This window comes from Pseudomonadales bacterium (genome assembly GCA_024234615.1).
Taxonomy (GTDB): domain Bacteria; phylum Pseudomonadota; class Gammaproteobacteria; order Pseudomonadales; family IMCC2047; genus JAJFKB01.
Window position 1 is genome coordinate 103,613 of the sequence record JACKNY010000002.1, and the last position, 23,315, is coordinate 126,927.

The following is a 23,315-nucleotide window of genomic DNA, read 5'->3' on the forward strand; positions in this document are numbered from 1 at the left end:
ACTTTTGATAAATAGCTTCAGCGCAACAAAAAGCCTAGGAAAGAAGTTTTAGGCTTTCCCTACCGTCGATTGGTTTATTTCTTCAGCAAAATTCAGCATACGCTGTAAGGGTATCATCGCCTGTCGTCCCAAATCCGGATCCACCAACACCTCATTGCTACCCTGCTTCAGCGTTAGCTCAAGATTTTCCAGCCCGTTCATTGCCATCCAGGGACAGTGTGCGCAGCTCACGCAGGTTGCGCCTTTGCCACCCGTCGGTGCGTCTATGAAAGTTTTGTGGGGCGCCACCTGATGCATCTTGTAGAAAATACCCCGGTCTGTGGCAACAATGAACATCTTATGGGGAAGTTCCTGCGCGGCTTTGATCAACTGACTGGTCGAACCCACAGCATCGGCTACATCAATCACCGCCGCCGGTGATTCGGGGTGCACCAAAACTCCAGCATCGGGATAGAGTTCTTTCAAATCTAAGACACCCTTGGCCTTAAACTCTTCATGCACAATACAAGCACCGTCCCACATCAACATGTCGGCGTTGGTTTTATGTTGAATATAGTTGCCGAGGTGTTTATCCGGTGCCCAAATGATTTTTTTACCTTGCTCGTCTAAATGTTCTGCAACATCAAGCGCAATACTAGAGGTTACCACCCAATCAGCACGAGCCTTAACCGCAGCCGAGGTATTCGCATAAACGACTACTGTGCGATCAGGATGTTCGTCACAAAAACTGGAAAACTCATCTATCGGACAACCTAAATCCAACGAACAGGTCGCTTCCAGCGTCGGCATCAGCACACGTTTTTCCGGGTTTAGAATCTTTGCGGTTTCCCCCATAAATTTAACACCGGCAACCACCAAGGTTGCTGCAGAATGCTTATTACCGAAACGTGCCATTTCTAACGAATCCGAGACGCAGCCGCCAGTTTCTTCAGCCAATTCCTGTAACATGGGGTCGGTATAATAATGCGCTACCAGGACGGCATCTTCGCGTTTAAGCAACCGCTTGATATTCTTTTTGTACAGGGCCGCATCATTCAGGCTCATAGCCTTGGCTTCATGTACCTGAGCAAACTTAATTTGAGTGGAGAGCTGCCCCATTATTGGCTGTGTCATATGCTTAATCTATCGTAATAATTCGTGAGGAAACGCGCTATCTGTGCCTGAATAAAAGCTATATACCCATAGATGGGGTCAGAATAGGTAATTCTAAAGGATTAAACAGAACTTTTCACAGTTTGCAGAGAAGTGATAGCCAAAGTTTAAAGAGAAATTGATTGGAACTGGGCCGGCAAAGGAATAAAACGCCTTTGCCGGCCTAAGAGAAGCACTAACTAAAAATGATATGACAGTGACACACCCCATTCCCGTGGTCGTCCGTACACCGCATTGCGAATACCAAAGGCAGGGATTGACTCAGCACTGGTAAAATACTCTTTGTCATTCAGGTTCGTGACAAAAAGGGATGATTGCCAAGTTTCAGCAGGGCTTATCCAACTGATTCTCGCATTCACCACACTATACCCAGACTGTACAATAGCCTTTGTATTTTGTGGGTCATTATAGGTTTTACTACGATAACTGACATCGCCGCGAACGGTAATAGAACCAAGCGCTTCGTCCAAATCAAACCGGTATTGTACGCCACCGTTAAGCGTCCATTTTGGTGCTTGGGGTAGCTCGTTATTCTCGGAATACCCTGTATTTGGCGATAGTGATTGATACTCATTTTCCAAATAACCAGCACCAAAGTTAATATCCAGGTTCGCAGTTGGGCGTGCCACGATTTCTATTTCAAAACCATACAGATCGACATCGCCCGCATTATCCACTGTCAACAACAGCGAACCGTTGGTGGGATTAATGGTATTAGCGAATAGCTGCAAGTCTTCGTACTCACTATAAAAAGCCGCGATATTCAATGTCATGCGTCCATCCAGCAGCTTGGATTTCAGACCAATTTCATAGGCCGTCAACTCCTCTTGATCATAACGTTTGAACTCCGCTGGCTGCAGTGGCCGAGGATTCCACCCACCGCTCTTCTGTCCCTGAGTAATTGAGCCGTAGACCATGAGGTCTTCGTTGACTTGAAAATCTACGCCAATTTTCGGGGTAAACTTTGACCAGTCCTGGGTGTCCTTAGTCGGCGGTGTAGCGATATTTCCTGAGTTCGGAAAGACTGAGTCGATAAAATACTCCTTTTCCTCATAAGAATAACGTCCGCCTAGCGTCAAACTGAGCTGCTCTGTCAACGCATAACTCAAATGCACAAAGGTGGCCCAATTAGTGGTATCGAGCGAAGTATAGGGGCGCACATCCAAATCCAGCGCCGCGTTTAGTGGATTGCCAGCACCGCCTGCACAGGGCGCCGGAGGTGCTGCCGGACAGACCACTCCTGGCACTAACGGAACAACCGCAGCGGGCAATACATTCAGCGTATCAAAGATGCCCGATGCTAATAGTGTGGTATTCAGGTCGCTGATGTCTTCTGTCAGATAATAGGCACCAACCAACCAATGCAGCTTGCCACTATCGCCACTGAGTTGAAACTCTTGGCTAAACTGTTCCTGATCCTGCTCTTCATCCGTATGAATGATAGGAAAGGGCGAGTAATCAATATCCGTACGAATAGTCGCTTCCATTTCGCGATAAGCCGTGATTGATTTGAAGCTGACATTTTCATTAATTTCCCAATCCAGAGTCGCTATCACACCCCAGGTGTCATTTTCATCCTCAGTTGGGCCGGTACCATTTGACTTATCGGTATCGCCCGTGACCCAACGATCATCAAATAAGCTCCCTGGCGGTAGTCCTAATTGCGCCCCCACGAAGGGTGCTGCCAATCCGTTATACAAGCCATACAACCCGCCCGGTGCGTCGAAAGTCTCTAACAAAGTACCAGGCGCACCATTCTGACGAATACGCGATGCGTCAGCGCTTAAATAAAGAGACACATCTTCGGAAAGTATCCAGTTCAAACCCAACCGAGCAGCATCGACATTGGTATCACCAAGATCCAGGTTGCTACTGACACGCTCACTAAACCCATCCTGGTTTTTACTGGCTAGCGCTAATTTCGCATATAGCTTATTATCAATCAGCGGTAGGCTGAGATTCGCCTCTAAATCCTGACGGTCGCGTTCGCCAAAAGTGACTTTAACCCTACCACTTGTTTCCCCAGAAGGTCGAGAAGTCACCACATTAATCGCACCACCTATGGTGTTTTTTCCGTAGAGTGTGCCTTGCGGGCCTCGCAGCACTTCTATTCGTTCGACATCGGCCAAATCCAACATACCGCCAATACTGCGCGCAATGTAAACCCCATCGAGATAAATACCCACGCCAGGATCAGTGGGAAAGATAAAATCATTCTGTCCCACACCACGAATAAAAACAGCAGCATTGGTACTTCCCCCATCACCTTTACCATGATTAATATCCACATTAGGCGTAAAGCTCGACAAATTACCCAGATTAAACATGGAACGTGACTCCAGGTTCGCCGCCGAGAAGGCCGTCACCGATACCGGCACCTCCTGCAAGTTCTCCGCACGTTTTTGCGCCGTTACGACAATCTCCTCAAGCACCGCCGATTGAGCCGCCACCTGCGCACTTAACGCAGCTATAGTCGCGCCGAGAACCCAGACACTGGATTTTCGCAACTGATTGTTAAACATAACGCTTTCCTCTTCTATTTATGTAAATACTCCCGGATCCTTTAGAACCCAGCCCCTTCCCATACAAAAAATCGCTCAATTTTTCTCCAAAACCGAAACCGTACAGGCCTTGGTATCACCAGCTTTGTCTCCGCCCATACAATGCGCCAGCGCAATTCGACAGCCTTCCACTTGTCGGTCTTGCGCTTCATGTCTTAGCTGCGTCACCAGCTCAACAATTTGTGCAAGTCCGGTAGCTGCGATTGGGTGGCCTCGACTTAATAGGCCACCGGAGACATTCACTGGAATTCTTCCTCCCAATTCGGTCGCACCGGATTCAGCCAATTGCCCGCCTTCTCCCCTATCACACAGACCTAATGCCTCATAATGCAAAATTTCTGAAATAGTAAAGGCGTCATGACACTCCACCAGATCCAGATCCTGCGGCCCAATCCCAGCGCGCTCATAAGCCAGGCGCACTGTCTCGTAATCCGTTTCCCAATGGGTTAGATCACAACGTCCATCATAAATACCGGATGCCAACACTGAGGCTTTGATCTTGACCACCCTTTCCATGCGTGCCGCGAAATCATCGCTGGCCAGAATCAGTGCTGCAGCACCATCGGCAATCGGGCAACATTGTGAGCGGGTCAACGGGTCGGCAATTAATGGGCTCGCCAGCACCTGCTCCAAGCTTTCTGGTTGACGAAATTGAGCGAGAGGGTTGAGAGCAGCATGGCGACGACTTTTGACAGTAACCTGCGCCAGCTGCTGAGTAGTAGTGCCGTATTCGTACATGTGGCGTTGTGCTTTGAGCGCAAACCCAGCTGGCACAACCATACCAAGCTGAGTATCCAGTTCCGTGGCACCGGAATTAATTAAGCCAAAATCCGGTACACACATTTTTTCTGCCCCGACCACCAACACCACCTCACAATCACCTGCCAAGATGGCGTTGCGTGCCAGATGGAATGCAGTTGAGCCCGAGGCACAGGCATTCTCCACGTTGATAACAGGAATTCTGTGCAAGCCGGTAGCAGCCGTTAAATTCTGGCCAAGTGTGGTATCTCCAAAAATGAGTGGACCGAGTGTGTTAGCGAAATAGCAAGCACCGATGCGCTCCTTGGCAAGACTTGCATCCTGCAACACCAAGCGAGTCGCTTCAATCGCCAACGATACGATCGTTCGATCTAGATGCCGACCAAAAGGAGTCATTGCTGCGCCAATAATTGAAACCATGGTGTTTCCTTAAGAATCAGTCCCTGTGAAATAGGGTCTTAGGCAAGGCTTGCCCTCAGAATTTAGACCCACCTGGGCCACTTTTAGATGGACATTTTGACCAATTGACAACGGCGACTGCGCCGAGTCAAGCAGTGTAAAAATACGTAATGGCGCAGAATCTAAATCTACATAACCAACTCGATAAGGCGTCGGCAATCCCAAGGGTGGTTTAGTCCGAATGGTGGTTAAGCTATACAAAGTTCCAGTGCCGCCAAGATTAACCGATTCAACCTCACCAAGGCAGTTAGCACAAATTTCCAGCGCGGGAAATTGATAAGAGTCGCAGCAGGGACAATAACCACCCATCAGGTGTGGCTCACCTTGCGTAGAAAAAATACCGGGATAAACCGGCGGGAAATCAAGCGCTGCTGTCATAACGTCACCTCGCGCACACTGGCATTTTCCCGATCATAGGTATCGGGCGTCACCCCTTGCTCACGGAGTAAATATTTTTGCACTCTCTCCGTGGGGGTTTTCGGCAACGCAGACATAAACCGAATAAATCGTGGCACCATAAAATAAGCCATTCGCTCTTTACAATGTTCAACCAGAGACTCCGCTGTGAGTTGTTGGCCAGCCCTTAAGGCCACACAAATCATTACCTCGTCTTCCCCTAGCTCCGATTTAACAGCGACAGCCGCCGATTCTAAAACAGCTGGATGTGAATTAACGCCCCGCTCCACTTCGAATGAAGATATGTTCTCCCCGCGACGGCGCAGCGCATCTTTCTTTCGGTCAACAAAATAGTAATAACCCTGATCATCTCTTTGCAGGTAGTCCCCCGTGTGAAACCAAAGGTCTCGCCAAGCTTCGACGGTTTTTTCCGGCATTGCGTAGTATTCCAACATCATGCTGTAAGGCTTGAGTGGTCTGACCAATAATTCGCCCGGTGTATTGGCACCCACCTCGTTACCCAAATCGTCAATCAATCTAATTTGATAATCTGGATTAAGCACCCCGCAGCTGCCCGGTTTCCGGTCATCCAGTTTATTACCCAGCGGGGCCCCTATTTCACTCATGCCGTAGCTTTCTACTAGCTTGACGTTAAAGCGCTGTTCAAAAGCGGCGAAGGTTTCCTTATTGGCACCCGCACCTATCATGATCCGTAAAGGATTATCGGCATCTGAGGACGTTGGCTCCGCTTTTAGCAAAATCGGCAAAATACCGCCAATATAGTTGAACTCAGTACAGTTATAGCGGCGCACATCATCCCAAAAACCGCTGGCGGAAAATCGTTTTGCCAAAACCATGCGCGCACCACTCATCAAAGCAGGTATAGTCGATAAGGTCTGCGCATTCCCATGAAACAAGGGCAAGGCGTTATAGAGACAATCAGCTTCAGTATATTGCGCCATGTTTATGATCATTTCAGCAAGGGACAACTGGTAGTTTTGTGGTACCACCGCACCCTTTGACGGCCCGGTAGTGCCAGAGGTAAACATGATTGCCGTGGGATCTGAAAATGCAACTTGCGTCGCCCTGTAATCCCCTGAGTTTGCCGTTAGCGCGCGGTAAGTTAGCTCCCTGCCATCCAATTTAGAGCCCTGTCCCTCATCCAGAATGATGATATGCTTGAGCATAGTCAGCTGCGACAGCACCGCGCGCAACTGCTCGACATATTCAGCATCAATCAGCAACGCGACACAATCTGCTTTATTGAGCATGTATGCCAATAACTCACCCCGATGGGCAATATTAATCGGCACCTCGACTGCGCCGAGCTTCGATACGCCAAACCAACTAAACAAAAACTCAGGGCGATTACTCATCATAATGGCAACTTTATCGCCCTTAACGATACCTAATTGTTGCAGACCAGCGGCGACCTGATTGGCTGAATCATTGATGGCAGCGTAACTGTAGGTCTGGTCTTGGTAGTAGAGAAAAATATCTCTGCCACGACACGCCGCCAATGTTTCCACAACGCCATGGACGGTTCGGCTTTTGAATTGCATCCGCATAATGAGTCTCTTTAACTTGCCTTTTTGATCCGCATTTGTTCCTGCGCCAAAGCCCCTACCTCCGGATGAGGAAATGTACCGTAGTAGGTAAGCACCTGTGCCGGCGGTATTTGTTTTTCCCACGTCTTGATGAACTCATCATAGGTCTTCCCGTTTTGCTTACGTTGCTCACGAGCAGCCGCACGCGCACGCTCGGTGGCCGCTAAGTCAACCCGTAGGGATTCTTCATCATAGACGAGGTGATAAATATTTTTCGCCGCCCAATGAGTCACCATTTTATTTTCCAAGTCTTTCAAAATACTCAGCGGATCGCGTTCCAGGGCATCACCAAATCCTGCACCGCCACCGGAGTATGCGTACAAAGTGTCGCCATCGCGCGCAGGCTGTACCACCAATGAAATATTGTTGTACTGCTCCTCGCCATGTTCCGGATTATCAGGGCTATAAACCTCATCCAAGCGGTGCGGTAAATGCTCGTTGCTTTCCGCCATCAATTGATTGTAGTTTCCTTTTTTTACCATTTTGACAAATAGCGCCGGCAAACCATAACCACCAAAGAGCCCTTGAGTGGTCGGAAATTTTGAGCCGCCACCATGAGAGCCCAGCAAGAGATTATTCGTATCATGTACAGCAATACCGTAGCCGACCCCCGCACCACCACGCTGTTTGCCGTGACCATAGGAGCTATTGAAGTAATTGCGGAAGGTATACATCACGGGGCGATCTTCTTCAGTGGCTTCTGCATCAGAACAATCCGCCATCGTCGCAAAAAAAGCACCTGCAGCATTAACACCATCCATATCGTAACGACCACCGCAACCAGTGGCGTTAATTTCGGGCGTAATGTCGGCAACAGGTTCGCCATGCTGATTAATTCCGGCAAACATGGGAATGGAAAATCCACAAAACCAGGACGCCACCGAACGCGAAGGGTCGACACTGTAGGTCATACGCGCGCCACATTGGAACATGCCGTGGGTAAAACAAACCTGCACCAGCGGCGCGATGGAAGTGGCGGCATCGCCTTTAGCGTTGACCAGAGAATCTTCGGGAAAATTCCAATCCATGCATTCCAGCAAACCGTTATTGGATGGCAGGTCGTGAAACAACCAGCCGCACAAATACACCATGGACAACCCGATAATGCCCTGGAAATAACTATTGGCGGGGCGATCAACCAGCATCGGCGAGCTGTTGGTCAAATCTAGGGTTATCCTATCGCCCTTTTTAATCACCTTGACGTCCACCTTGACCAAGCCGTTATCTTCGCCCAAGGTATCGAGGAAGCGAGGCTGGCGGTAGATACCATCCGGCAGCTGCGAAATTTTCTTTTTCGCCGCTTCACCGGTGAGAGCCAAGACCCGGCGCAACGAGCCGAGGAAAAAGTCCACACCCTTTTCTTCCACGACTTCCAAAATACGACGTTGCGCGATTCTGGCCGCCGCCAGACGTGCCTTGATATCCAGAATCATGGTGCGCGGATCGCGGTTCATTGCCGCGAACATATTTAACAAATCTTCTTTTAACTGATAGTTTTCACCGATTTTGATGGGTGGACAGAGTAGGCCTTCGTCGTATTTGCTGCGTGCAGCCGTCACTGTTCCGCCCGGTTCAGAGCCGCCGGACTCACCGGTATGTACCGCCGCGCCGACAAAGCACAGTAGTTGCCCTTGATAAAATACCGGTATCGACAACCCCATGTCGGCATTGTGCACGCCACCATAGAAAGGATCGTTGTAGAAGAAACTATCGCCATCTTTACAGCCAACAGAAGGCTCATTCACCCAATGCTTCACTACATATTTAAGTGGTAACTGCCCCAACACTGCGTGGTGATAAATACCCGTGGCACAGATGGAAAGGTCGCCTTGAGCGGTAAAAATACCAAACGCCACATCGCCCCAGCGCATCGCCGTGGACGCGCCAAGTTTCATGGTGGTTTCTTTGCCTTCAAGCGCAATCATATGCATTTTGTGCTTGAAAATTTCAAACTCGGTATCATCAATTGTGGATTGTGCGGCCGCTTCAATTGCCGTCATCGGCTCCGGGCGCAGACGCTGTACTACTTCATGATCTCTTTCGTAAGCCATTTATAATCTCCTCGGATTGCCTTAGCCTAAACCTGTTCCATTATTCCGTTGCCATAGCCATCCAGCGTGAACTGCCAGCTCGGCGCTACCACATAAGTGGTCTCAATAGATTCAATAATCGCGGGGCCAACGATCTGATTGCCTGGCAATAAACGCGCATAATCATAAACCGGCGTTTGCAGCAAACCGCTTTCGGGACTCCAATACACGGGCCGCTCATCTGTCAGCGCATTCGCTTCGGGCGCCAACCCTTGCAGGGCGAGCGCTTCCGGCAAGCGGTCGATCACTCGCACTGCCGCCGTTAATGAGAAATTCTCGACATTAATACCACCGGCTGGAAAGGTTGCTTCGGGCGAGTAAATTTCAGCATATTGCCGAGTAAAAGTGTCACAAAGCTCCTTCGCATCCTCCGGACCGGACAACTCAAGACTGGCGGATTTCACCTTGGTCATGTTGTACTGGCTGCCGTAGCGCATGTTAAGTTCGAGGCTAAAATCGATCTGCGCTTCCTCGTAACCCTCTAATTTCAGGTCACGCAAAGCCAAATCTTTTAGATCCCGGGTAACTGCATTGAATGAATCCACATCCTCTAGATAGGATTGCGAGCCGTAGTTGAATAGCTTCAATGAACGGGATCGATCCCAGACTTCCTTAATCTGCATGAGAGAGGCGCCATAAGCGCCAAATACGGAAGATTGGCGCGGCGCAATAATTTTCTTTGCCCCGATAAATGGTGCGATACCACAGGCGTGTGCGCCACCGGCTCCACCACAGGCCAACACCACAAAGGTGCGCGGATCATGTCCTTTGAGCGCCACTTCGTTGAACACTTCCTGCCCCATGCGCGCATCCACCAAACGGCGAATACGGTAGGCTGCCTCCATGACATCAATACCCAGAGGTTTGGCGATCCTCTCTGAAATTGCTTCACGCGCTAATTCGACATCCAGCAGCATTTCGCCACCCAGATAATTTTCAGGATTGTAAAAACCCAGCACCAGATCCGCATCAGATACCGTGGGTTCCTGACCACCTTGATCGTAACACACAGGGCCCGGCATGGAGCCAGCAGAATGTGGCCCAACCTCCAAGGCATTACCCATCAAATCATTAACCCAGGCGATAGAACCGCCACCCGCGCCAATTGATTTCACCTCAATCGCAGGGATATTGGTGCGCCAACGATCAATCACGGGAATAAAGTCATGCGCTTTAATTTGGCCGCCTTCTATCAAACCGATATCGAAGGAAGTTCCACCCATATCGGTGAAGACAATATTTTCATCTCCCGTTAGCTTGCCCAAAAAGGCAGAACCATGCAGACCGGCAACCGGCCCCGCGTTATGCGTCAGTACCGCCCGCGTGCGCGAGGCTTTTTTAGTACCACCAGTGTTATGCACCAGCGTTAAGGGCTTTTTAAACCCCTTGTCGCGCAGTTCATTCCCCAGCTTATTCATCTCATCGGCCATCACCCCGTGAATATAGGAGTTGACGATGGCCGTCATGGTGCGTGTGTATTCGCCTGATTTAGGGGAAATATCCGAAGCCAGGATGACCGGCATGGAACCCAAATAGTCCTCCGGGTATTCCTCTTCAATAATCTTTTTGATCAACTGCTCGTGCTCAGGATTAACAAAGGACCAGAGCAGCGACACCACAAAACCCTGCGCGCCCTTATCGACCAATTCCTGCAATTTCTCCAAGACCTCTTCCTTGCGCAGAGGACTAATGACTTTCCCAGCATAATCCACTCGTTCGCGCACACCCACCACCATATTGGGTGTAATAAGAGGCGCCGGTTTTTGAATACGCGCCTGATCCCGGCCCTCCTGCCACCCCAGACCATCCGCCCAGCTACGCGCGCGGCCGATAAAAATATTGTCTTCAAAACCGGCGGTCGTAATCAATCCCAACTTAGGGCCGGTTCGCTCAATCAAGGCATTAGTACCGACAGTAGTGGAATATCGAATCGAGCCAACCTGTCGGAGAAAGTCATTCAAGGACAATTGGTTTTGCCGCGCCAACAATTCGATTCCCCGCATAAAGCCAACCGACAGATCATAATGGGTCGTGGGCGTTTTGCAGGTGCTGGAATGGTCGCTGCCGCTAGCGCAGAAGAAGTCGGTGAAGGTACCGCCGACATCAATGCCGACACTGAAATTATTTGCTGATGTACTCATTATTCGATCCTAAATAACAGATTAATGCTGTAACGTACTGATGAGCATGCGGGCCTTTTCCAAATCAGTATCCCTTGTTAGCTCCTGCATACTGGTATAGAGATAGTTCACCCCCGACAGCTGTGTTTCATATTCGGTCGCCAATGCGACGGCACGCTCCGGGTCATTAAAAGGTAGCGGTAGACCGACACCAGTGACATTGGCCGCTAACTCCCGAACACTATTTAATTCAGGTGGCGCACCGTTCTTATCGGCACCCAGTAGGACAAAATTCACCTTAAGTTTGGCCAGGTCTGGCAACAGCTGAGAATCATATTGCTCAAGATAAATCGCCAACGGCACATTAAAATAGCTCGCCATGTTTTTTAATGTGTTGTACACCTTGCGCTCCGGCATGCCGATCGCCGTATTACCAAGCGCAGCACCTTCGCGAAAGATCAACAAGTCGGGGCGGCTCTTACAAAACGCTTCCGCCAATTCAACCATAGTCTGTTTCAAATCACCGGCGCGACCGATATCAGCGTAGAGCGTTTGCGCCAAACCGATTGGCCCACTCAAGCAAGCCATGCAACCGTAATGCGCTCGTTCCGTTTGCGTTATCCGGTTGAATGCTTCCAGTGCAGTACTGCGTTGATCGTCCGCGCATTGCACATTTTTAGCCTGTGCCGCGTCACCTGATTCAACCTCTGCCCCGAAAGTCGCTAGTGATAAGCTATGATCAAACCCTAAAATTAAGCCACTCAGGTTGAGCAAACGTCCCGTTTTCGAAAGACAGGATGCCCAGTTTGCCGGGTCCGACTGCATCACGCCAAAATCCATTCCTCCCACCCTCGACGCTAATGGTTCCATCGCAACTAGCAGGGGCTTTTCCTGGGTGCTATGACCTGACAAAAAAGCATCTAATGCAACGCGCGCCATAGGCTTATTCTCCCCTTGCCTGTTTGTCTTTCAAGGCATCGATATCGAGTTCAATCTCATGGGTGATTGGGTGTCCCGGCGGCAGGTATTCATTTTCCAGCATGATTCCGCAATTGGGACAATAGAACTCCAGTAACCGGCAATAATCTTTGTCCGGGGTAAAGCTGTAAGCAGCACCTTCGACCATTGGTGGATGCACATCCGCCATCTCACGTTCGGCGATCAAGCAGCCCTTTTTGTAGTTTTCACGTGCGTCGTATAAATCTTGCCCACAGCGGTTACAACACCAACGCTCTTTGTCCAGATCAATGTCAAGGCATTCCGTAATACGCAATCTGCTCATGCCTGCACCTCCTCTAGAATGGCGTTATTGTATTGATCGATTGTCATCTGCCAGTTTTCCGAAACCAAGATGGTCGTCTGGTTTGATTCCACTAGCGCTGGACCGGCCAACTGCGCACCGCGACTCAGCATGGCGCGATCATAAATAGGCGCATCCACATAATCGCGCAATGAACCAACGTAGAGTGATCGCGTTGACTTAATAGCGCTCGACTCTTGATCCGAGCTTTCCTCCAGTTCCGGTTGTACAAAATGTGGAACCGGTGCTCGCACCATTAATGCGACGGTCGCTAATTGCATGCCTGCCGCCGGGTTTTCTCCCGCCTGCAGCAAAGCCGCTTTGGCCTGTGCAACAATCTCAGACAGGCTATCCGACTCACTATAAAAAGTAGTTGGTGCCAACAACAAGACTTCCCTCTCACCTTCTCGCGCACGGACAAAAAGTTGTAGCTCTGAAAAAAGCATTTCAGCAGCAAAACCTTCACCGCGCATATCTCGCACCGCTTCTCTCATCATCTTGCTGATTGCGTTTTCCAGCACATCTGGTTGCAACTCCTCACTAAGTGGTTGATCGATGCGCTGATAATAAAGGTGACCCGCATCCAACAGCGATGAAGAATAGGCGGACGAGACCGCAGAAAACGGTGTCATGATAATTTTTTTAATCGGAGAGGCGCTGGCAATATCGCAGGCATGTAAGCCGCCAGCACCACCGTAAGCGACGATCGCGGCATCCTGAACCGATGCTAAGTTTTCGGCTACTTTTGCGATGGCAGCCCCCATCTTTGAGTCCACTTTGGATTTAATTTGCCAAGCGGCCTCCGCCACAGTTATCCCCAAGGGCTCTGCTATATCACGCTGAATTACCTCACGCGCCTTTTCAACATTGAGTCTCATCTCGCCACCGAGGAAAAAATCCGGATCCAACACACCTAACACCAAGTTGGCGTCGGTAACAGTGGGCAGCGTACCGCCGAGGTTAAAGCAAGCCGGGCCCGGTAACGCACCCGCTGATTGCGGGCCCACTTTGAGTTCGCCATTTTTTATATGTGCTATAGAACCACCACCGGCGCCTAATGCGGTAATTGCCATCATCGGTAAATTGCAGGGAAAGCCTTCCACATCCGGCTGCAACGAGTAGCTGGCCTGACCATCACGCACATAACCAATATCAAATGAGGTGCCACCCATATCGGTTGAAATCAGGTTATTAATACCATAGCGCTGAGCAATTTCACGCGCACCCAACAAGCCCGCCGCAGGGCCGGAGTTGTAGGTATTGATGGCTCTGGTTTTAGCAACCCGTGCAACGGAACCGTTGTTATGGCCAATAAATAGGGTATTGCGATATTGGCGTTGACGTAAATCTTCGCCTGCCTTATACAAAAGACGCGCCAGTTTCGGATGAATATAGGCATTGAGCACAGCGCTGTTTAAGCGCTCTGCCAAGCCACTGCGAGTTGAAATATCTGAAGACAAAAAGACCGAGACAGAACCCAGGTAATCACGCGGATACTCATGCTTAATGATCTGTCTTACTCGACGCTCGTTGGCAGGATTTTTCTCAGAGTTAGCAAAGGAAACCACCAAACCACGCGCGCCACGGTCGATTAATGACTGCGCCGCTCGCAACACTTCCTGTTCCTCTGGCGCGCTGACCACGGTGCCGTTTTTGTCGGTCTCCTCCGATAAGCCAAACAGCATATCTGGTTCCACGAGTGGTGTTTTTTCTTCACTAATGGTGGGTGCTAACGACTCCATACCTTTGGAGACCAGCAAACCAATTTTTGCGCCGTTTCGCTCAATGATGGTGTTAGTCCCAATAGTATTAGAGAAACGAATAATCTCCATGTCGAATAGAAAGTCTTCTGTACTTACCCCAAAAGCCTTCGCCCCCGCAGAAATACATTCTAAAAAGCAAACCGTTAAATCATGCGGCGTAGTCGGTACCTTAACGGTTCTTGCCTGTGTGCCATTGACCACAAAACCATCGGTAAAGGTGCCACCGGTATCAATATCAATCGTGTACCCCATCAAAACTCCCTCATCAGGTTACCTTTCCAATCGTCTCTCCAACTATGGTCAGGCGTTATTGTTACTACTTGATCCACACATGCCATACAACACGAACTCAATAATTTCCTCGTGAACCTCGGCTTCACTCAAACCACCCCGAGCGTGGTACCAGCGCAAGTACCAGTTAATGGTGCCCAGCATATTGAAAGCCATTACTTTTACATGCTTGGTACGCACCAAACCATGCGACTGCAATAACCGCACTTGCTCTACATAAATATCGAGAATTTCCTTCTGGATACGCCGGTTTATCTCCTTTCCTCGTGGCGATAATCTTTCCTCGTCAATAAAGAAAATCTTTGATTCGCGTCGGTGTAAAACTGATGACTCCAAGTGTATTCGCAACAGCCGCTTAAAACGTTCCAAGGGCTCGCCCTCACCATGGGCGACTTCTCGCAACTTGTCCGGCAACCCCTTTACCGAATACTCCAAAATCGCCAACCACAGGTCTTCTTTATTTTCGAAATAATGGTACACATTCGAGACGCTGCGATTAATCGCTTTTGCTATATCTCGAATAGATGTCCCTGCATAACCTCTTTCTGAAAAAAGATCGATCGCTGTTTCCAACACTTCATCTCTACGATTTGTATTTTCCGCCATATCCTAACTTGCCCCTACTTTTTCGGTTTTGATAAGAGCGGATTATTTTACGCGCTATTTATCTAGCAGGGTAAATTTTCGAACGTTCGTTATACCATAGATCGATCGTTCTATTATTAGACATTAAGAAAAAATAACTGTCAACTTATTTTATAGATCGATCGTTCTGCATTTCATCTTTTATAAAACAATAAGTTATTAAATTTAACCTCATATAATATTGAGTAATTTAATTTCAGATGATAGGATTTCAAAAACTAAATAGAACGTTCGTTCTGTTTTTTTATTAAAATCTCAGACCGATACTTGATCTTTTAGGAGTGAATATGAGTCCTTCCCGGTCCAGGTTTCTTACCTGTCAAAACCGTAAAATTCATTTGATGGAATGGGGAAACCCACAGCGGGAAAAAGTAGTTATCTGGCACGGTGTCACCGGCACCTGTCACGACCATGAAATATTGGCAGCAAGTCTGGCACAGCAATATCATGTAATCTGTCCTGATGCTATCGGTTGCGGGCTATCCGACTGGGTTAAAGATGCCCGGCGAGATCCCAGCCTTAACTTCGCCGCCGATATCGCGCGGGAAATGATGCGCCAGCTTGAAGCCACCAGTGTACGCTGGATTGGTTCATCCAAGGGTGGCAGTCTGGGCATGATACTGGCGGCAGAAATGCAGGAGTGCCCGGTGACACACCTGGTACTCAATGATGTCGGGCCGACATTGCCTGAGCGATTTCGCCAAGCCGTGAAAACAAAACTGGCAAAACCGCCGCAGTTCGATGACTTCCTTGCTTTTGAAAATCATTTGCGTGAATTTCTTTCGAAAACGGGACTCTCGCTTAGGGAACAGCAATGGCGACGTTTGGCAATGCACTGGTCGCGCCGCAAGGATAACGGCACGTTCACTTTCCATAACGATCCGGCGATCGCTAACCAGTTTAGCGATCACCCCGAAGACTTTGATCTTTGGCACCACTTCCAGCGCATCAATTGCAAAACCCTGCTGATCAAAGGACAGCACTCCATCGTGTCGGCGGAAGACGCTGAACGTATGCAGCGAGACGGCTCGGATTGTACGCTATACCAACGTCAAGGTGGCCATGTAACCTTGCTTGATTCCGCCGAAGAACAATCGGTCATTATTGATTTTTTGCACCATTAGAAAAGAAAAGGAGCACATATCATGGGACGTATCGAAGGCAAAGTATGCTTAATTACCGGCGCGGCCAGTGGTTTAGGCGAAGCCACGGCGCGCTTGCTCGCAGCCGAGGGCGGCCGGTTAGTTCTAACCGATATCAACACAGAAAAGGGTGAAGCATTGGCGCGGGAATTGTGTCAGGCCGGAAATGAAGCGACCTTTTTACCACAGGATGTCACCCAGGAGGAGGACTGGCACAGCGTCTTCGATACCCTCCTGGGACAATATGGAAAGATTGATGTGTTAGTCAATAATGCCGGGGGCGGCACCTATAATGACCTGGAAACCCTGTCCCTGAATGAGTGGCGCACCATCATTTCACTGAATCTGGACAGCACCTTTCTCGGTACGCAATTGGCGGTGAAGGCCATGAAGGAAACAGGAGGCGGCTCGATCATTAACCTGTCGTCGGTGGGCGGTCTGGTCGGCTCTCCCAACCTAGTTGCCTACTCAGCGGCAAAGGCTGGCGTTAAGCTATTTACCAAATGCGCCGCGATTCATTGCGGCCAGCAGGGCTACAATATTCGCATCAACAGTATCCACCCCGGCTTAATCAAAACCGAGTCAGGCATGGAAATGGCCAGCAAAGCCACCGGCATGAGCCCGGAGCAGGCAGAAGTTGCCTTCGCTGCTATGCACCCGATAGGCCGCATCGGCAAGCCCCATGAAATCGCAACGGCAGTGCTCTATTTGGCCTCGGATGAGTCCAGTTTTGCAACCGGCGCAGAGTTTGTTATTGATGGCGGTTATACTGCACAGTAAAAATAATCGCTATCCGGGTATAGCTTTTACCCGGATAGCGATTAATTAGCTTATTTTCTTTGCTGGTTTAGGTTGCTCACAAACAGATAGATAAGCAAAGCGATGAAAGAGCAACTTGCCGAAAAGATCAGCATCATGCCATAGCCACCTGCTTCCAAGAGACGACCGGCAGCGGCTGGGCCAATAATAGCGCCAATCGATAAACCCGCTGCGGATAGCACAACCAGTCTGCCTCCCACATCAACTTCTGCGGTCAAACCGAATGTGTATGCCAGGGTAAAATTAACACTGAATAAAAACAAGCTGGCGCCAACGGCATACCCTTCGATTTCAGTAAATGTGCCCAACAGCAAAAGCCCCGCACAATTAATCAAAACAATACCTATTAAAGGTATCTGACGACCATAACGATCACCCAGTGCAGCAGCAACAAACCCGCCAATCCCGCATATAACAAAGGCTATCGCCAAGACACCGCCTATCGATTCATGCGCCAACCCTTTGGCTGCGCCAAGCAATTCGAGAAAAGCCCATGATGCTGTGATACCTGTGAAAAAAACCAAGCTTGCCGCCAGCCCAAGTAAGGGCAAGATAACGCTACCAGTTTTGTGTTGAGTTGTGTTGACCGCCGATGTTGAGTCTCGTCCTTTTACACCACGGGAGGGCAAGAAAAAGCTCGCCGCTCCCAACAAGATAAGCGTTGCTGCCATCACATAAAGCGTACCCGAAAACCCCGCGACAGGAACGATCAGTGCGGGTATTAAGAACAGGAGAGCCGCACCAGGAAGCGTCTCCAAACCCAACTTTAAACCAAAAGCCCGATCTGGGTTATCACTATCGCCTAACACGGCCATGACCAGCGCATAAAGACCGCCCATGGCTAATCCAACCGTACCCATAAGCAATAAGATAGTGGTATACCTGACTGTCTGGGACATGGCCAGCAACCCGGCTACTGCCAAAATAATCGCCAGCATAGCGGCGATTCGCCAATTGATTTTACGAATCCAGAACACAGCGCATATCGCCACTGCGGTAAAGCCAATATTGAAGGCTGCAACGATATCCCCAAGTTCTGACTCATCATAAGCCAGCGTTTGCGCCATTGCGCCGACAAACGCCGGCATTACATTAAACATCAGCGCACCACCACCGGAGATTAAGCCCGCCGCAACATAAACGGATATTTTATCAATGGGGTTTTCAGTCGATCTTCTGATCATCGATGGTCAGCTCAAAATACAGGGGTTAAATAAACCACTACCCTGGCTACTTCTGGTGTATGTGATGCCCATAGGCCGCATCGCCCGTCAATATAACAGGGTCACGGGCTTTTTTGACCAACTGCCCGTTTTCCACATCAAAATACTCTGTTTTAACCTCTTCCAGTGCATCCCGGTTTTCCTCTCTGTCCACTCCGTAAACATCTCCTAACGGACCAGTCTTTTTAGCGAGCACTTGGTTGATATTCGTCACATCTTCGCCATCGAGCTTAATGGAAAATACCCGTAAATTATCGTTAAGATGGTTAGCATCACGCGCGCCAATATTAATCGTACCTACCTGATCCTGATCAAGCATATATCGGCAAGCAATATTAGCTATACTGACCTGATGTTTATTGGCTATGCTCTGTAGGACTTGGAGTATCTCCTGAAACAAGCCCCAACCTCCCATATCCTGAATGATGCGATAGTATTTATCCAGCGATACATTTTCCAGATAGGGACCACCCGGATCGGGAATGCCAAGCCATTTTTCGCTGATAAGACCGCCGCCGAGTACACCATAACAAAGCAGGTAGCAGTCGTTATCACGGCAGAGATCGACCATTCCATTCAGTGGCCGGCTATCCAGTAATGAGTACTGAAGGGTATGAGCAACGACATCCACTCCAGCCTCAAAAAACTGTCGCATGTGCGGGACGTCGAAGTTAGTTGCGCCAATATGGTGGATTTTACCTTCCTGTTGCAATTCCTTTAACCAAACCGCCATTTCAACGGCGCCGGGAATGTCATAGTTCCACCAATGCATTTGTACAAGATCAAGGCGTTCCTGTCGGAGCCGACTGAGGGAGCGGTTTATCGTTTTTTCAACATCCGCTTTACTGTGATTCTTTAATGCATTCTCATCCAGGAAGTAGGGTACGTAAGTGGTCAGCACTTTAATTTTGTTTGCCGCGTCATCCCCTCTCAATTGGCGATAGAACTTCCTGAACTTCCCGAGCCTTTCCTCCACCCCCGCATAAATATCACCGCAGACGAAGGTATCGATACCTGCATCCACGTACATCGCTAAGTCATTGTTAATTGCCTGTTCGCTAAATTTGCGATCACTATGGTCATCCGCGATCTGCCAATTGCCCTTAGGCATGCGGCACAAATCAAAATCAGGACGTACTTGAATTCTTTCAACCGTCATTTTATTAATCCTCGTAATCTAATAGCTAACCGTTAGTCAGTCTTTCGAGAGTTCTGTCACTGTTTGTTCGCTATGGCGATAAACTTTTTTTGCCCCTCGGGTAATTAAAAAACGTCCGCCACAGTTTGGATCTGGGCAGGCGATAATGGCATCCGTCGTCATCCAGTCGTTCTTGTGCGTTTCACGTTGTTTGGCCGGTAACAGAGGCAGGATTGCCGCCAGTGAAAACATCGGAAAACGAACACCGGGCGGGAATTCGATGAGATCGTCGTCAGTCACCGTAAAGTAATCACCCAACAAATGCTGACACACCATGGGTTTGCCGTCATTGCTGGAAATGACTTCAACCTTTAAATCATATAGCTCATATTCATCGTTATGCATTGTTACACCAATCTTCCGGTAAAAAGCTCCCCGGCCAAGTGGCCGGAGAGTCATAGTTTCTCAATGGCTAAATGCACCAATGAGAAGAGGGAGGCTTTTTTGTTCGATCAAACCAATTTTCTCTAAAATGAGAACGTAATATCTACGCCATAAGTTTGCGGCGTCCCATGAATCAACAAATCCCAGCCATTAGAGGAAAAGTCATAGGCTTCTGCGAGGTACTCCTTATCTTCAATATTTTTAATCCAACCAGATATATTCCAGCGCTCATCAATACTGGTAAACGAGACGCGAGCATTCCAGAGCCAATAACTTTCCTGAGAGAGCAAGGTAGAATTATCCGGCGTCAGGAAAATATCATCTTGATAATTAAAGTCCGTTTGTAATGCCAAAGTTCCCAATTCTTTTAACGGCCACTCGTATCGCACTCTGCCGTTAAAGCTGACTTCAGGTGAGAGCACCAATTCATTTCCGGATAAGTCGCCACCGGAAATAGCCGTGTCGTATTTATCCAACTCTGTGTCAAGCAATCCAAGCCCTAATCTAATATCAAGCCGCTCAGTTAGCAGGAGATCCAACTCTGCTTCAAAACCGGTAATACTCGACTCTCCAGCATTATCCAACACCTGTACAGGTAACCCGCCGACACTAGCAAAAGTAAAGAGTTGCATGTCTTCATATTTGTAATGGAAAGCAGCAACGTTTAAACGAGCCCGACCACCGAGTAAGGTTGATTTAAAACCTACCTCATAGCTGGTTAATGTCTCTTCATCGAAGGGTTTTAGGGAAGCCGTGTCGAAAACAAGTGCGCCGTTATATCCCCCACTCTTGAAACCTGTGCTGACATTGCCATAAAAAAGCCAGTCTTCATTGGGTTTAAATTCAATCCCCAATTTTCCGGAAAGGTTGTCAAAGTCTTTATCGTCGCTGTAAAACGGAACGATCGGTAAAGCAAACGTAGGCTCTACAAACGCGGTAATTTGTTCCATTTCCCGCTCTTCTTTGGTATAGCGAATACCCGCTATGAGTGAAAACCTATCACTAAAATCCCACTTGCTATGAGCAAAGAATGCGTAACTTTCACCCTCCTGTGAAAACCACTGATCCACATAAAAAGGGGTTACACCAAGAGAGTTAACGCCATCGGGATCAAACCCGCCTGGAAAGGCAATAGGATCTTCAGACTCTACCAGCTCACGAAACCCACGGAAAAAATCGTACTGGTTGGAGATATCATTTTCTTCCTTTGAATAAAATCCACCAACAATCCAGCTTAAGGCGGATTCTGAATTTGAGCTTATCCGAAGCTCCTGAGAAAACTGCTTGTTCTCATCATCCCAATAGGTGTTCAACACGTTGTTAGGAGAAGCATCTGCATCTTCTCGATGCTTTCTTTTGGAGTTTTCATACGCACTAATTGAGGTGACCTGAAAACCCTTGAAGTCGAGATTAACCTCTAACGAAGCTCCGGCATTATCCAGCTCAGTTTTTCCTTCGAAATCAATATCGTGATCATAAATATCGTTATCGTTATCTCTATAGCCAAGGAAATCATAGCAAGTTGCCGCACGAGGATCACATGGGTTGCCAGCCAGATCCACCCGTCCGCTATGCTCGAAAGGAACACTGGAAGAGTCAGTCCTGCCTCCGTGAATATTGAGTAACACATCGACGTTGTCTGATACCTGCCAATCGAATAATGCTCTTAACGCCAGGGCATCGGTATCTCCCAGATCATTACCTGTTACTCGATTATCATGAAATCCATCCGCTTGATTGGAGACGACCGAAATTCTCCCGTTCAGATTATCCGTCAGCTGACCGGAGACAGCACCTTCAAACTGAAATGAACTGTAATTGCCGAAACCTGCTCGCAAATAACCTTCTAGCTCTTCAGTAGGTTTTGTGGCAATAAATTTGACCGCACCACCCGTCGTATTTCGTCCGTATAATGTACCCTGCGGTCCTTTTAATACTTCAACCCGGTCAATATCGAATAATTGAAATGTTAATGCCATTGGTGAAACCAGGTTTACATCGTCCACATATATACCGACAGCACCCGTTGCATTAGCATTCGGGTCTTTCAAGCCAACACCTCTAATAAATATTTGCGGCACGCTATTCGCAAAAGCTTGGTTGATATTCAAATTCGGTGTTTGGGCTGCCACTTCCACACTTGTTGTCAGCTTCAGTTTTTTAATTTCATCACCCGAAAAAGCAGTCACCGCAATTCCGACATCCTGCAAAGACTCCTGACGTTTTTGCGCAGTGACGATAATTTCCTCCAATCTCATTGAAGTTGTTCCATTATCCGCTGCAGCCGATTGATCTATCAGGATCACCCCAAACAAAGCAGCATATATGGCTTTATATCTATTTCTCTTAATACAGTTACCCATCGTTAACCCCTTTTCATCTCTCCCATGAAACTGATTAGCCCAAAAAACAATCTGTTGTCTAAATTTGAGACTCTTCATTTCTCATATCGCAATATTACTATTTTTAGCCATATGACGTATTTTATATTAGTCTTATGACTAATTTTGTCAAGCTTTTTGTTATTCTCTGTAAAATTAAACAGAATCTACTGACAAATGCTTGCGTAAACGGAGCCCAATTAAATAGAAACGAATAGAAAATGAAGACAGGCTAAGCCAAAGGCAGCACAAATGTTGCAATTGACTAATTAATTTTTGTGTGTATTCTCGGTCAGCGCACCGCAACGCTCTCGTTAAAATACTCTCATTATTGACTGCAGGAAAAGTTTACAATGGATACTTCCGATATTAGAGACTTGGCGCCTGGCACCGCCGTACATGGTAAAGGAAAAAAAAGAGTTCGGGACATATTAAAGGTTGCGACAGAGATTCTCGCGTATGAAGGCTACAGCAAATTTACTATGCGGCATATTGCAGACCGTGCTGGCATTACCCTTCGAAACGTCCAGTACTACTTCAAGACCAAGGATATTCTGTTTCAATCTGTGATTGAGCAGCGTTTAAAACACGATATTGAAAGCGCCACAAAGGTTATCGAGAATCATAATTTATCGGCAGAGGATAGATTCCTGGCTTTTGTAGATAATAGCCTTGAAGAAAATACCACACCTTTTATACGGGGACTGCAATTTGAATTGTGGGCGCAAGCCAACCATGACGCCTTTGCGGCAAAATGTCGCGACCACATGACAACTGTTTATAGTAAATTTATCTATGAATTAATCAAACCTTTGACCCTAGGCCAGTCAGAAAAAACAAGGCGTGAAAAAGCCGTCATACTTTTATCTATGTTACAAGGTTTTCCGCTGGTTGAAGGTTCTGATATTCATATTGAATTTGCCATTGGTAATCTCAGGAAACTATTTCGTACAGAGGCGCTTATTTTCGTTACTTCAGGCGCAGAGCCTTAATTACCCCCCGCCTATATTTCAGTATTCACATGA

Annotated in this window: 18 protein-coding genes; 3 read left to right on the top strand and 15 right to left on the bottom strand. The window is 48.2% G+C overall.

Features of this window, described 5'->3' with window-relative positions; all coding sequences use genetic code 11:
- Positions 1 to 48: 48 nt before the first annotated feature.
- From nadA to H6995_09715, 11 genes are all read right to left on the bottom strand, one after another.
- Entirely contained in the window at positions 49 to 1,098 is a 1,050-nt protein-coding gene (nadA, locus tag H6995_09665) for a quinolinate synthase NadA (protein MCP5215261.1), read from the bottom strand.
- Between the two features lie 233 nt (positions 1,099 to 1,331).
- A complete protein-coding gene (locus H6995_09670) occupies positions 1,332 to 3,674 on the bottom strand; it encodes a TonB-dependent receptor (GenBank protein MCP5215262.1) in 2,343 nt (780 codons plus the stop codon).
- 75 nt (positions 3,675 to 3,749) lie between these two features.
- Positions 3,750 to 4,892 (bottom strand): thiolase family protein, encoded by a 1,143-nt coding sequence (locus tag H6995_09675; GenBank protein MCP5215263.1) that lies wholly within the window; start codon positions 4,890 to 4,892, stop codon positions 3,750 to 3,752.
- Positions 4,893 to 4,901: 9 nt separating this feature from the next.
- Positions 4,902 to 5,309: an OB-fold domain-containing protein gene (locus H6995_09680; protein ID MCP5215264.1), complete on the bottom strand. Its 408-nt coding sequence runs from the start codon at positions 5,307 to 5,309 to the stop codon at positions 4,902 to 4,904.
- Entirely contained in the window at positions 5,306 to 6,895 is a 1,590-nt protein-coding gene (locus H6995_09685) for an AMP-binding protein (GenBank protein ID MCP5215265.1), read from the bottom strand. Before H6995_09685 ends, H6995_09680 begins: the two co-directional genes overlap by 4 nt.
- Positions 6,896 to 6,906: 11 nt before the next feature.
- Positions 6,907 to 8,985 (bottom strand): hydantoinase B/oxoprolinase family protein, encoded by a 2,079-nt coding sequence (locus H6995_09690; GenBank protein MCP5215266.1) that lies wholly within the window; start codon positions 8,983 to 8,985, stop codon positions 6,907 to 6,909.
- 26 nt (positions 8,986 to 9,011) lie between these two features.
- Positions 9,012 to 11,165 carry a hydantoinase/oxoprolinase family protein gene (locus tag H6995_09695; GenBank protein MCP5215267.1) on the bottom strand — a complete coding sequence of 718 codons (2,154 nt, stop codon included), beginning with the start codon at positions 11,163 to 11,165 and terminating at the stop codon, positions 9,012 to 9,014.
- A gap of 21 nt (positions 11,166 to 11,186) precedes the next feature.
- Positions 11,187 to 12,083, bottom strand: coding sequence for a hypothetical protein (locus H6995_09700; GenBank protein MCP5215268.1), 897 nt, complete (start codon positions 12,081 to 12,083; stop codon positions 11,187 to 11,189).
- 4 nt (positions 12,084 to 12,087) lie between these two features.
- Positions 12,088 to 12,426 carry an acetophenone carboxylase gene (locus H6995_09705; GenBank protein ID MCP5215269.1) on the bottom strand — a complete coding sequence of 113 codons (339 nt, stop codon included), beginning with the start codon at positions 12,424 to 12,426 and terminating at the stop codon, positions 12,088 to 12,090.
- Positions 12,423 to 14,459, bottom strand: coding sequence for a hydantoinase/oxoprolinase family protein (locus tag H6995_09710; protein MCP5215270.1), 2,037 nt, complete (start codon positions 14,457 to 14,459; stop codon positions 12,423 to 12,425). Before H6995_09710 ends, H6995_09705 begins: the two co-directional genes overlap by 4 nt.
- Before the next feature lie 48 nt (positions 14,460 to 14,507).
- Positions 14,508 to 15,104, bottom strand: a complete 597-nt coding sequence (locus tag H6995_09715; GenBank protein MCP5215271.1) for a TetR/AcrR family transcriptional regulator — start codon at positions 15,102 to 15,104, stop codon at positions 14,508 to 14,510.
- Between the two features lie 326 nt (positions 15,105 to 15,430).
- Between H6995_09715 and H6995_09720 the strand changes: the two genes are divergently transcribed.
- Together H6995_09720 and H6995_09725 are read left to right on the top strand one after the other, a co-directional pair.
- A complete protein-coding gene (locus tag H6995_09720; GenBank protein ID MCP5215272.1) occupies positions 15,431 to 16,267 on the top strand; it encodes an alpha/beta hydrolase in 837 nt (278 codons plus the stop codon).
- Between the two features lie 21 nt (positions 16,268 to 16,288).
- Positions 16,289 to 17,065: a glucose 1-dehydrogenase gene (locus tag H6995_09725; GenBank protein ID MCP5215273.1), complete on the top strand. Its 777-nt coding sequence runs from the start codon at positions 16,289 to 16,291 to the stop codon at positions 17,063 to 17,065.
- A gap of 50 nt (positions 17,066 to 17,115) precedes the next feature.
- Here H6995_09725 and H6995_09730 read toward each other — a convergent pair whose 3' ends face one another.
- From H6995_09730 to H6995_09745, 4 genes are all read right to left on the bottom strand, one after another.
- Positions 17,116 to 18,288, bottom strand: a complete 1,173-nt coding sequence (locus tag H6995_09730) for an MFS transporter (GenBank protein ID MCP5215274.1) — start codon at positions 18,286 to 18,288, stop codon at positions 17,116 to 17,118.
- A 46-nt stretch (positions 18,289 to 18,334) separates the two neighbouring features.
- Positions 18,335 to 19,486, bottom strand: a complete 1,152-nt coding sequence (locus tag H6995_09735) for an aldo/keto reductase (protein MCP5215275.1) — start codon at positions 19,484 to 19,486, stop codon at positions 18,335 to 18,337.
- 36 nt (positions 19,487 to 19,522) lie between these two features.
- Positions 19,523 to 19,870 carry a TIGR04076 family protein gene (locus tag H6995_09740; GenBank protein ID MCP5215276.1) on the bottom strand — a complete coding sequence of 116 codons (348 nt, stop codon included), beginning with the start codon at positions 19,868 to 19,870 and terminating at the stop codon, positions 19,523 to 19,525.
- A 122-nt stretch (positions 19,871 to 19,992) separates the two neighbouring features.
- Positions 19,993 to 22,167, bottom strand: coding sequence for a TonB-dependent receptor (locus H6995_09745; protein MCP5215277.1), 2,175 nt, complete (start codon positions 22,165 to 22,167; stop codon positions 19,993 to 19,995).
- Between the two features lie 476 nt (positions 22,168 to 22,643).
- On the opposite strand from H6995_09745, the gene H6995_09750 reads away from it, so the two are divergent.
- Positions 22,644 to 23,282, top strand: a complete 639-nt coding sequence (locus tag H6995_09750; GenBank protein ID MCP5215278.1) for a TetR/AcrR family transcriptional regulator — start codon at positions 22,644 to 22,646, stop codon at positions 23,280 to 23,282.
- The last annotated feature ends 33 nt before the right edge of the window (positions 23,283 to 23,315 follow it).

What these genes read in the sequence shown, in the direction of transcription:
- nadA (MCP5215261.1), bottom strand. Translation starts at nt 1,098, where the DNA reads ATGGGGCAGCTCTCCACTCAAATTAAGTTTGCTCAGGTACATGAAGCC.
- H6995_09670 (MCP5215262.1), bottom strand. Translation starts at nt 3,674, where the DNA reads ATGTTTAACAATCAGTTGCGAAAATCCAGTGTCTGGGTTCTCGGCGCG.
- H6995_09675 (MCP5215263.1), bottom strand. Translation starts at nt 4,892, where the DNA reads ATGGTTTCAATTATTGGCGCAGCAATGACTCCTTTTGGTCGGCATCTA.
- H6995_09680 (MCP5215264.1), bottom strand. Translation starts at nt 5,309, where the DNA reads ATGACAGCAGCGCTTGATTTCCCGCCGGTTTATCCCGGTATTTTTTCT.
- H6995_09685 (MCP5215265.1), bottom strand. Translation starts at nt 6,895, where the DNA reads ATGCGGATGCAATTCAAAAGCCGAACCGTCCATGGCGTTGTGGAAACA.
- H6995_09690 (MCP5215266.1), bottom strand. Translation starts at nt 8,985, where the DNA reads ATGGCTTACGAAAGAGATCATGAAGTAGTACAGCGTCTGCGCCCGGAG.
- H6995_09695 (MCP5215267.1), bottom strand. Translation starts at nt 11,165, where the DNA reads ATGAGTACATCAGCAAATAATTTCAGTGTCGGCATTGATGTCGGCGGT.
- H6995_09700 (MCP5215268.1), bottom strand. Translation starts at nt 12,083, where the DNA reads ATGGCGCGCGTTGCATTAGATGCTTTTTTGTCAGGTCATAGCACCCAG.
- H6995_09705 (MCP5215269.1), bottom strand. Translation starts at nt 12,426, where the DNA reads ATGAGCAGATTGCGTATTACGGAATGCCTTGACATTGATCTGGACAAA.
- H6995_09710 (MCP5215270.1), bottom strand. Translation starts at nt 14,459, where the DNA reads ATGGGGTACACGATTGATATTGATACCGGTGGCACCTTTACCGATGGT.
- H6995_09715 (MCP5215271.1), bottom strand. Translation starts at nt 15,104, where the DNA reads ATGGCGGAAAATACAAATCGTAGAGATGAAGTGTTGGAAACAGCGATC.
- H6995_09720 (MCP5215272.1), top strand. Translation starts at nt 15,431, where the DNA reads ATGAGTCCTTCCCGGTCCAGGTTTCTTACCTGTCAAAACCGTAAAATT.
- H6995_09725 (MCP5215273.1), top strand. Translation starts at nt 16,289, where the DNA reads ATGGGACGTATCGAAGGCAAAGTATGCTTAATTACCGGCGCGGCCAGT.
- H6995_09730 (MCP5215274.1), bottom strand. Translation starts at nt 18,288, where the DNA reads ATGATCAGAAGATCGACTGAAAACCCCATTGATAAAATATCCGTTTAT.
- H6995_09735 (MCP5215275.1), bottom strand. Translation starts at nt 19,486, where the DNA reads ATGACGGTTGAAAGAATTCAAGTACGTCCTGATTTTGATTTGTGCCGC.
- H6995_09740 (MCP5215276.1), bottom strand. Translation starts at nt 19,870, where the DNA reads ATGCATAACGATGAATATGAGCTATATGATTTAAAGGTTGAAGTCATT.
- H6995_09745 (MCP5215277.1), bottom strand. Translation starts at nt 22,167, where the DNA reads ATGAGATTGGAGGAAATTATCGTCACTGCGCAAAAACGTCAGGAGTCT.
- H6995_09750 (MCP5215278.1), top strand. Translation starts at nt 22,644, where the DNA reads ATGGATACTTCCGATATTAGAGACTTGGCGCCTGGCACCGCCGTACAT.